This window comes from Streptomyces sp. NPDC049577 (assembly GCF_040675635.1).
In the GTDB taxonomy this organism is placed as follows: domain Bacteria; phylum Actinomycetota; class Actinomycetes; order Streptomycetales; family Streptomycetaceae; genus Streptomyces.
Genome location: NZ_JBFAPH010000260.1, coordinates 1 through 8,849 on the forward strand (window position 1 = coordinate 1; position 8,849 = coordinate 8,849).

The 8,849-nt window shown below is 74.0% G+C and carries 8 protein-coding genes; 6 read left to right on the forward strand and 2 right to left on the reverse strand.

Going from position 1 to position 8,849, the window contains the following annotated elements; genetic code table 11:
• Positions 1-587: crosslink repair DNA glycosylase YcaQ family protein (locus AB0K09_RS24455; protein ID WP_366067523.1), on the forward strand; the 587-nt coding region annotated here is incomplete at its 5' end.
• An 8-nt stretch (positions 588-595) separates the two neighbouring features.
• On the opposite strand, the gene AB0K09_RS24460 is transcribed toward AB0K09_RS24455, so the two are convergent.
• Entirely contained in the window at positions 596-1,003 is a 408-nt protein-coding gene (locus AB0K09_RS24460) for a VOC family protein (protein WP_366067524.1), read from the reverse strand.
• A 129-nt stretch (positions 1,004-1,132) separates the two neighbouring features.
• Between AB0K09_RS24460 and AB0K09_RS24465 the strand changes: the two genes are divergently transcribed.
• Entirely contained in the window at positions 1,133-1,813 is a 681-nt protein-coding gene (locus AB0K09_RS24465) for a helix-turn-helix domain-containing protein (RefSeq protein WP_366067525.1), read from the forward strand.
• A gap of 43 nt (positions 1,814-1,856) precedes the next feature.
• Here AB0K09_RS24465 and AB0K09_RS24470 read toward each other — a convergent pair whose 3' ends face one another.
• Positions 1,857-2,375, reverse strand: coding sequence for a DUF1203 domain-containing protein (locus AB0K09_RS24470; protein WP_366067526.1), 519 nt, complete (start codon positions 2,373-2,375; stop codon positions 1,857-1,859).
• Positions 2,376-2,543: 168 nt separating this feature from the next.
• Between AB0K09_RS24470 and AB0K09_RS24475 the strand changes: the two genes are divergently transcribed.
• The 4 genes from AB0K09_RS24475 (at position 2,544) to AB0K09_RS24490 (ending at position 8,735) form a co-directional block, all read left to right on the forward strand.
• Complete coding sequence (locus AB0K09_RS24475) at positions 2,544-3,311, forward strand: class I SAM-dependent methyltransferase (protein ID WP_366067527.1); 768 nt, start codon at positions 2,544-2,546, stop codon at positions 3,309-3,311.
• 153 nt (positions 3,312-3,464) lie between these two features.
• Complete coding sequence (locus AB0K09_RS24480) at positions 3,465-5,048, forward strand: serine/threonine-protein kinase (protein ID WP_366067528.1); 1,584 nt, start codon at positions 3,465-3,467, stop codon at positions 5,046-5,048.
• Positions 5,049-5,172: 124 nt separating this feature from the next.
• A complete protein-coding gene (locus AB0K09_RS24485) occupies positions 5,173-6,783 on the forward strand; it encodes a succinic semialdehyde dehydrogenase (protein ID WP_366067529.1) in 1,611 nt (536 codons plus the stop codon).
• 185 nt (positions 6,784-6,968) lie between these two features.
• A complete protein-coding gene (locus tag AB0K09_RS24490; RefSeq protein ID WP_366067530.1) occupies positions 6,969-8,735 on the forward strand; it encodes a GMC family oxidoreductase in 1,767 nt (588 codons plus the stop codon).
• The last annotated feature ends 114 nt before the right edge of the window (positions 8,736-8,849 follow it).

The window sequence follows — 8,849 nt, forward strand, 5'->3', positions numbered from 1 at the left end:
CCTGGACCAGCAGCCTCTACCCGTGGGCGCTGGTCCCGCAGTTGCCGGAGCTGCCCGTGCGGGAGGCGAAGGCCGAGCTGGCGCGGCGCTGGCTGGCCGCGTACGGGCCGGCCACCGAGGCGGACCTGAAGTGGTGGACCGGCTGGACGGCCGCGGACACCCGCAGGGCGCTCGCCGACGCGGGCGTCGCGGACGTCGAGCTGACGGAGGGGCCCGGCTACGTCCTGGCCTCGGACCTTCCCGAGGACGATGACACGGCGGCCGGTCCCTGGGCCGCGCTGCTGCCCGGCCTCGACCCGACGGCCATGGGCTGGCGCGGCCGCGACTGGTACCTCGACCCCGCCCATGTGCCCGCGCTCTTCGACCGCGCCGGCAACATCGGCCCGACAGTGTGGTGGCGGGGCCGGATCGTCGGCGGCTGGGCCCAGCGCGCCAACGGCCAGATCGTCTGGCGGCTGCTGACGGACGCCGGCCGCGACGCGGCCTCCGCGATCGAGGCGGAGGCCACGCGGCTGGCGGACTGGATCGGCGACGTCCGGGTCACGCCCCGGTTCCGCACGCCTCTGGAGCGCGAGCTGGCGGGCTGATCAGCGGATCACGCCGTGACGTACTCCGGGACCTCGCCGTACGGGGCGGTGATGAGCTCCAGGATCAGCGTGCCGCCCGGGTCCTCCACGTAGACGCCGCGGCCGCCGTAGAGGTGGTTGATGCCCTTGACCTTCTTGCCGGGCTCCGCCCAGTGCGGGACGCCCCGCTCGGTGATCCGGCCGAGGGCCGCGTCGAACTCCTCGTCGGTGACCAGGAAGGCGAGGTGCGAGGGGTTGATCCGGTCCGCGTCGACGATGCTGTCGGCGAAGTCGACGCCCACCCCGTTCGCGCTCGTGATCTGGGCGAAGATGTCGAAGTCGACGGGCGGCTCGGTGCCGAGGAGGTCGCTGACGAAGCGGGCGGTCTCGTGCCGGTCCCGGCAGTGGACGATCAGATGGTTCAGCTGGGTGGCCATGGTGATCCCCTTCTGTTCGTGCGGGTGCGTGCGGTGCGTGCGGGTGCGTGCGGTGCCTGCGACAGAAGTAGAGCACCTCTAAAAATACAGCAGCTCTATTTTCGGCCGCCAGACCGCTACCCTGGCCCCATGACCAGCGCCGACACCGCACCCCTCGCCGCCCCGGCCGGCATACGCGGCCGCAAGCGCGAGCGCACGCGCCGCGCGATCTCGGACGCGGCCTTCCGGCTCTTCGCCGAGCGGGGCTTCGACGCCGTGACGCTCAACCGCATCGCGGCGGAGGCGGACGTGGCGCCGGCCACCGTCTTCACCCACTTCGCGTCGAAGGAGGACATCTTCTTCAGCCGCCGCGAGGAGTTCCGGGCCGGCCTGCCGGCCGCCGTCACGGGGGCGCGCACGGGCGCGGAGGTCATCGAGGGCGTACGGAGGTTCTTCGCGGACGCGTGCGAGCTCGTGCTGGGTGCCGAGGCCGTCGACAACGGGCGGATCTTCGCCCGCGTCCTGCTGGAGAGCCCCGCCCTCGCCCGCAGCTACCTGCCGCTGGCGCGGCAGCGCCAGACACTGCTGGCCGAACTCCTGGCCGAACGCGCGGGCGCGCCCGCGGAGGGCCCCGACCGGGCGGAGCTCGACCTCTTCGCCGCGCTGGCGGTGGCGGCGGGGGAGACGGCGTTCGACGCCCTGCACCGTGCGCTTGCCGCGGGGGAGCCGGTCGAGCGCGTTCGGAGAACGGTCACCGAAGCCTTGGACCGCGCGTTCGCGCGGCTGGCGCGCGCCTACGAGGACTCGCCGGTCCTCGACGTGTCCGGTTAGGGGGCGCACGACGGGGGAGGGCTGCCTCATCCGTCTCATCCGGCTAATCCGTCCGGCGGACTTCCAGCATGAAGCAGCCGAATTCCAGTGCCCGGACGTGCACCAGCGCCACCGCCGGGTCCGTGAAGACGTCCCCGAGCACGTCGTCCACCTCGGTGGCCCGGTCCTGGGGGAGTTCGATCAGTCGTCCGCCCAGGATGTGCCCGCGCGCGTCGTAGGCGCGCAGCACCCTGCGGGCGCCGTGCAGTTCGAGCGGGTAGCCCGGGCCGCTCGTCTGCCCGGCGCACTCCGCGGCGTGGACGAACACCGGGCCGCACTCGTCGTACGGGCCCGGATCCGCGCCCGTCTCGGCCGCCCAGCGGCGCAGCGGCGCGTACGAGAGGAGGACGATCCGCTCGCCCGCCCGGCTGTGCCGCAGGCAGCACCGCAGCGGCGAGCCGCCCTCCGGGTCGGTGAAGGGCTGCCGGGTGGCGCCGGCGTCGTCCTGCTCGCGCAGCTGCCGCAGTACGGCCGGGGGAATGGCCCGGGCCGCGTGGAGAAGGGGAAGGGGCGTCGTGGTCATGGGCGCCAGCGTTCCGCCACCGCGGCCCGGACACCGGCGGTCATCGGACGTCGTCCTCCGGGACCGGTTCAAGACCGGTTCGAGACCGGTTCTCGAAATACCGCTCCCGAAAGGGTGATTCGCCGCCCTCCGCGTGTGGCGGCAAGCCATCCGGCGCAGCCACCCGATATGGCCAGAGAATTCGGCGGCAACGGGGCCTATGACGGCCCGCGGGCCGCGGACGGTTATGCGGCGCGGGACGACAGGATGGACCGGCTGCTCGGCCATCCCTTCGTCTTCCGCGCCCTCGCACTCACGGAAATGCGCGGCAGGACGCTACTCGATTTCGGCTGCGGGCCCGGCATCGTCGCCGAGCGCGCCGCCCGGCTGTACGGCGTGCGGGTCCTGGCCGTGGACGTGTCACCGGCGATGCTGCAGGCGGCCCGGCGCCGCAACCCGCCCGGGGCGGAATTCCGCCTCATCAGGGACGGCCGGGTCGCCGACCTGCCCGACCGCTGCGCGGACGCGGCGATGTGCAATCACGTCCTGGCGACGCTGCCGGACAAGGACGGAATTCTCCGCCTGCTCTCCGAGATCCACCGGCTGCTGAAACCCGGCGGGCGTCTCGCCGTTCTCGCGAGCGACCCCACACGGGCGGGAACGCGCTTCAGCTGCCAGCAGGTCGGCGAGCCCGGAATGACCTACCGGCCCGGCGATCCCTTTCCCGCCCATCTGAAATGCACCGACGGCAGCTGGCACACCTTCCCCGACTTCTACTGGCCGCCCGAGATCCTTCCCCCGCTGCTCTCCAGCGCGGGATTCACGTGTGTGAGCCGGCACCACCCCTCCGTCGAGGAGGCCGCCGAGATCGCCGACCCCGAACTGCTGCGCAGCGACCCGTGGACCGCCGAGCGCGCCGCGCCGCCCCTGGTCGTCACCACGGCGACGGCGGCCTGACGCGCTCCTCCTCCCGTTGCCCCAGGGGCACATGGGCCGCATGTGACGCGACGTGACGTCAGTTGCGCGACCGGACCGGCAATGCCGCCCATCGTCGAGTGACGCGTCCGGCGGCAGCCGGTCGGGCGTGGGGTCGTGCGGCAAGATGGGCCCATGGGGACCTTCGCTGCACCGGGCGGTCTGCTCGCCGGGCGCTACCGGCTCGGCCGGCGGGTCGGCCGCGGGGGAATGGGCACGGTCTGGCGTGCCACGGACGAGCTGCTGGCGCGCGAAGTGGCCGTCAAGGAACTCCACGTGGGCGACGGCGCCCACGACGGCGAGGCCCAGCGCGAGCGCACGCTGCGCGAGGCCCGCACGGTGGCGCTGATCAAACATCCGAATGTGATCGTGCTGCACGACATCGTGGAGCAGGACGGGCGCCCCTGGATCGTCATGGAACTGATCGAGGGGCGCTCGCTGTCGGACCTGCTGGTGGCGGACGGCCCGGTGGGGCCCCGCGAGGCGGCACGGATCGGGGTGGCGATGCTGGGCGCGCTGCGTGCCGCCCACGCGCGCGGCGTGCTGCACCGGGACATCAAGCCGGCGAACGTCCTGCTGGAGGCCGGCACCGGGCGGGTCGTCCTGACGGACTTCGGCATCGCCCAGGTGTCCGGGGCGACGACGATCACCGAGGCGGGGGCGTTCGTCGGCTCGCCCGAGTACACCGCGCCGGAGCGGATGTCGGGCGGCCGCGCGGGCCCGGAGTCCGACCTGTGGTCCCTGGGCGTGCTGCTGTGCACGGCGCTCAGCGGCGAATCGCCCTTCCACCGCGACTCGGTGGGCGGTGTCCTGCACGCCGTGGTCTACGACGAGATCCGGCCACCCGCGGCCGCCGACCCGCTGCTGCCGGTCGTCCGCGGACTGCTGGAGCGCGACCCGGCGCGGCGCATGGGCGCCGACGAGGCCGAGGACCTGCTCCGCGCCTACCTGGAGTACGGGCGGACCCCGCCGGCCGCCACGCGGTACATGCCGGTCCGGCACGGCGTCCCGGCCCTGCCGGACCGTCCGCCGGACCCCTCGGGCCGGGCCGGTCCGCCGGACGGCGGCCGGTTCCGGACGATCCTCATGACGGCCGTCGCCGTCGTCACCCTGGTCGCGGTGGGTGCGGGACTCGCGGCGCTGCTCGACCGCGACGACGACCTCCGCTCCGGCGCCGACGGCAAGCGGTCCGTCACCGGGCCCGCCTCCTCCCTCTCCGAGCCGCCGGCGAGCGCCAGTGTCGCCGCGCCGCCCGGCTACCACTCCGTCCAGGACCCGGCGGGCTTCGCCTTCGCCGTGCCCGACGGCTTCACCCGCTCCTTCGAACCGCCGCGCGTCTTCTACTACTCGCCCGACAAGGAGTTCCGGATCGGCGTCCTCATCCAGGACCCGCAGGAGGGCGGTCCGATCTCCGTCATGCGCTCCTCGGCCGCCGTGGCCCCCGACCACTACCCCGGCTACCGCGACGCCCGCGTCGAGCGCGCCACGCACCGCGGACACCGCGCCGCCTCCTGGGAGTTCGTCTGGGACGGCTTCGACGGGCGCGAGGGCAAGGCGCCCCGCGGCGCCCGGCACACCTACGATCTCGCCTGGGAGGAGGGCGAGAAGATGTACGACGTATGGGTCTCCTCGCCCCTCGCCCGCACCCAGGAGGGGCGCCGGCACTTCGACATCGCCCTCAGCACCTTCGTCCGGACCAGGCCCGTCTCCTCCCCCTGACAGCCCCCCGGCAGTCCCCTGACGCCCGCTGCCCGGAGCCGGGCGTGCCGGGTGCGTGCCCACGTGACGTGATCCGGTTACCGGCGGGTACCAAAACTGTCCGACCCGGCATACGCTCACCCGCATGACGGACGAGCAGCGCACAGGAACGGTTTCCGCCGGCAATCCCCTCGCCCCGCCAGGTGCCCGCACCGCCGCGGACGTGGTCACTCCGGCCCTCGTCGCCCGCCTCACCGCCGGAGTCGTCGGCTCCGGCCGAACGGTCAGCCACACGCCGTTCACGGAGGAGCAGCTCGCCGAACTCCCCGAATCCACACCGGCGGACGTGGCCGCCGCCTACGCGCGCGCCCGGGCGGCCCAGCCCGCCTGGGCCGCCCTGCCCGTCCGCGAGCGCGCGGCCGTGCTGCTGCGCTTCCACGACCTCGTCCTGCGGCACCAGTCGGGGATTCTCGACCTGATCCAGCTGGAGACCGGCAAGGCACGGCTGCACGCGCACGAGGAGGTGCAGGCCGTCTGCGTCGCCGCCCGCCACTACGGGCGCAAGGCCCCCGCCTACCTCAGACCCCGCCCGCACACCGGCGTGCTGCCCGTCCTCACCAAGGTCACCGAGCTGCACCGGCCCTGCGGCGTCGTCGGCCAGATCGCGCCCTGGAACTACCCGTTCGAGCTGTCCGTCGGTGACGCCCTGCCCGCCTTCGTCGCCGGTAATGCCGTCGTGATGAAGCCCGACACCGAGACCGCGCTCTCCGCGCTCCGGGCGCGCGAACTCCTCATCGAGGCGGGACTGCCCGAGGACGTCTGGCAGGTGGTGATCGGCGACGGCCCGGTCGTCGGCCCGGCAGTCGTCGAGAACGCCGACTACGTCTCCTTCACCGGCTCCACCCGTACCGGCCGCGACGTCGCCCGGCGGGCCGCCGCCCGGCTCGTCGGCTGCTCCCTCGAACTCGGCGGCAAGAACGCCATGCTGGTGCTGCACGACGCCGACGTCGACAAGGCGGCGGCGGGCGCGGTCCGCGGCTGCTTCTCCTCCGCCGGCCAGCTGTGCATATCCATCGAGCGGCTGTACGTGCACGAGTCGATCGCCGCGGAGTTCGTCCGCCGGTTCGCGGCCCGCACCCGGGCACTGCGCCTCGGCACCGCACTGGCCTACGGCGCCGACATGGGCTCGCTGGTCTCGCGGCGGCAGCTGGAGACCGTGACCCGGCACGTGGAGGAGGCCGTCGCCAAGGGCGCCACCGTCGTCGCCGGCGGCCGCCCCCGCCCGGACGTCGGCCCGCTCTTCTACGAGCCGACCATCCTCGACGGCGTGGAAGCCCCCATGGCCGTCAGCACGGAGGAGACGTTCGGCCCCGTGGTGTCGGTCTACCGCTTCACGGACGAGGACGAGGCCGTCCGGCTCGCCAACGACACCCCGTACGGGCTCAACGCGAGCGTCTGGACCAGGGACGGACGGCGCGGCCGGGCGATCGCCGCCCGGCTGAACGCCGGGACGGTGAACGTCAACGAGGCGTACGCCGCCGCCTACGGCAGCGCCCAGTCCCCCATGGGCGGCATGGGCGACTCCGGTCTGGGCCGCCGGCACGGCGCGGCGGGCCTCCTCAAGTACACCGAGGCCCAGACCGTCGCCCAGCAGCGGATCATGCCGCTCGGGCCCGCGTTCGGCATGGACGACGAACGGTACGCCCGGCTGATGACGGGCGGGCTGCGCGCGCTGAAGGCCCTGCGCCTGCGCTGACCGGGCCGGCCGGTGAGGAACCGCTGAAGAACTGCTGCTGACGGAGGATCGCGGTGACGGAGTTCGACGGGCAGGCCGGGGAGCCGGCAGGGGAGCCGGCAGGGGATAGGGCCGGGAAGCAGACCGGCGGCGACGGGGTCGGCCACGACGGCTTCGACCACGACGGCTTCGACTACGACGTCGTCGTGGTCGGCTCCGGATTCGGCGGCGCGGTCTCCGCCCTCCGCCTCACGGAGAAGGGGTACCGCGTCGGCGTCCTGGAGGCGGGCCGGCGGTTCACGCGGGAGTCGCTGCCCAGGAACTCCTGGGCCCTGCGGGACTACCTGTGGGCGCCGGCCCTGGGCCTCTACGGGATCCAGCGCATTCATCTGCTGGGCAACGTCATGGTCCTGGCGGGCGCGGGCGTCGGCGGCGGTTCGCTCAACTACGCCAACACCCTGTACGTACCGCCGCAGGCGTTCTTCGACGACCCCCAGTGGGCCGGGATCACCGACTGGCGGCGCGCGCTGGAGCCGTACTACGAGCAGGCCCGGCGCATGCTCGGCGTCCGGCTCAACCCGACCATGACCGCCTCCGACGTCCATCTGAAGGCGGCGGCCGAGCGCATGGGCGTCGGGGACACCTTCCACCCGGCGCCGGTGGGCGTCTTCTTCGGCGACGGCCGCGACGGCGACGGCACGGTGCGGGCACGGCCGGGGGAGGAGGCCGCCGACCCGTACTTCGGCGGCGCGGGCCCGGCCCGCCGGGCGTGCACCGAGTGCGGCGAGTGCATGACCGGCTGCCGACACGGCGCGAAGAACACGCTCAACGAGAACTACCTCCACCTCGCCGAGCGGGCCGGCGCCGTGATCCACCCCATGACCACCGTCGTCGCCGTCACCGAACACCGCGACGGCGGATACCGCGTCGTGACCGTACCCACCGACCGCCGCCGCAAGGCCCGGCCGCGCGTCCTGCGAGCCCGGCAGGTCGTGCTCGCCGCCGGTACGTACGGCACCCAGACCCTGCTGCACACGATGAAGGACCGCGGGCTGCTGCCCCGGATCTCCGACCGGCTGGGCGAGCTGACCCGGACGAACTCCGAGGCGCTCGTCGGCGCCTCGACCCTCGCCTCCCGCTACCGCCGGGCGCACGGGAGCGCCCCCGACTTCACACGGGGCGTGGCGATCACCTCCTCCGTGCACCCCGACGCCGACACCCACATCGAGCCGGTGCGCTACGGCAGGGGCTCCAACGCGATGGGGCTGCTCTCCATCCCCCAGGTGCCGGTCGGCACGCGGGCGCCACGGGCCCTGGCCTTCGCGGCCCGCTGCGTGCGGCACCCGGTGCAGGCGGTGCTCTCCCTCGCGACCCACCGCTGGTCCGAGCGCACGATCATCGGCCTGGTCATGCAGTCGCTGGACAACTCCCTGACCACCTACCGCCGCACCGCCCGGCCGGGCAAGGGCCTGCTCACCGCCCGGCAGGGCCACGGGACGCCGAACCCGAAGCAGATACCCGCCGCCGCCGAGGCCGCGGACCACCTCGCACGGGAGATCGGCGGCTTCCCCGGCAGCAACGTCGGCGAACTCATGGGCACCCCGCTCACCGCCCACTTCCTGGGCGGCTGCCCCATCGGCCCGGACGCGGAACGCGGTGTCATCGACCCGTACCACCGGCTCTACGGCCACCCGGGCATCTCGGTGGTCGACGGCGCGGCCGTCTCCGCCAACCTCGGCGTCAACCCCTCGCTGACGATCACGGCGCAGGCGGAGCGCGCCATGTCCCTCTGGCCCAACAAGGACGAACCCGACCCGCGCCCCGAACCGGGCGACGCCTACGTCCCCGTCGCCCCGGTGGCCCCCCGGCACCCGGCGGTGCCGCAGGACGCCTTCGGGGCGCTGCGCCTGCCGTTCCTGCCGGTGCCGGCGGTACCGAAGCGGGCCGCGGAGGCAGCCGGGGAACAGCGCTGAGGCCGTACGACACGGCGGCGGGACGGCGGAGGGACGCCGGAGGGACGGCGGCGAAGGACGAAAGGCGAAGGGCCCCGGGCCGGCTCCGCGGGGGCGTGCGGGCGGCCTCGGGGC

Coding starts and splice junctions, on each gene's coding strand:
- AB0K09_RS24460 (WP_366067524.1), bottom strand. CDS start 1,003: ATGGCCACCCAGCTGAACCATCTGATCGTCCACTGCCGGGACCGGCAC.
- AB0K09_RS24465 (WP_366067525.1), top strand. CDS start 1,133: ATGACCAGCGCCGACACCGCACCCCTCGCCGCCCCGGCCGGCATACGC.
- AB0K09_RS24470 (WP_366067526.1), bottom strand. CDS start 2,375: ATGACCACGACGCCCCTTCCCCTTCTCCACGCGGCCCGGGCCATTCCC.
- AB0K09_RS24475 (WP_366067527.1), top strand. CDS start 2,544: ATGGCCAGAGAATTCGGCGGCAACGGGGCCTATGACGGCCCGCGGGCC.
- AB0K09_RS24480 (WP_366067528.1), top strand. CDS start 3,465: ATGGGGACCTTCGCTGCACCGGGCGGTCTGCTCGCCGGGCGCTACCGG.
- AB0K09_RS24485 (WP_366067529.1), top strand. CDS start 5,173: ATGACGGACGAGCAGCGCACAGGAACGGTTTCCGCCGGCAATCCCCTC.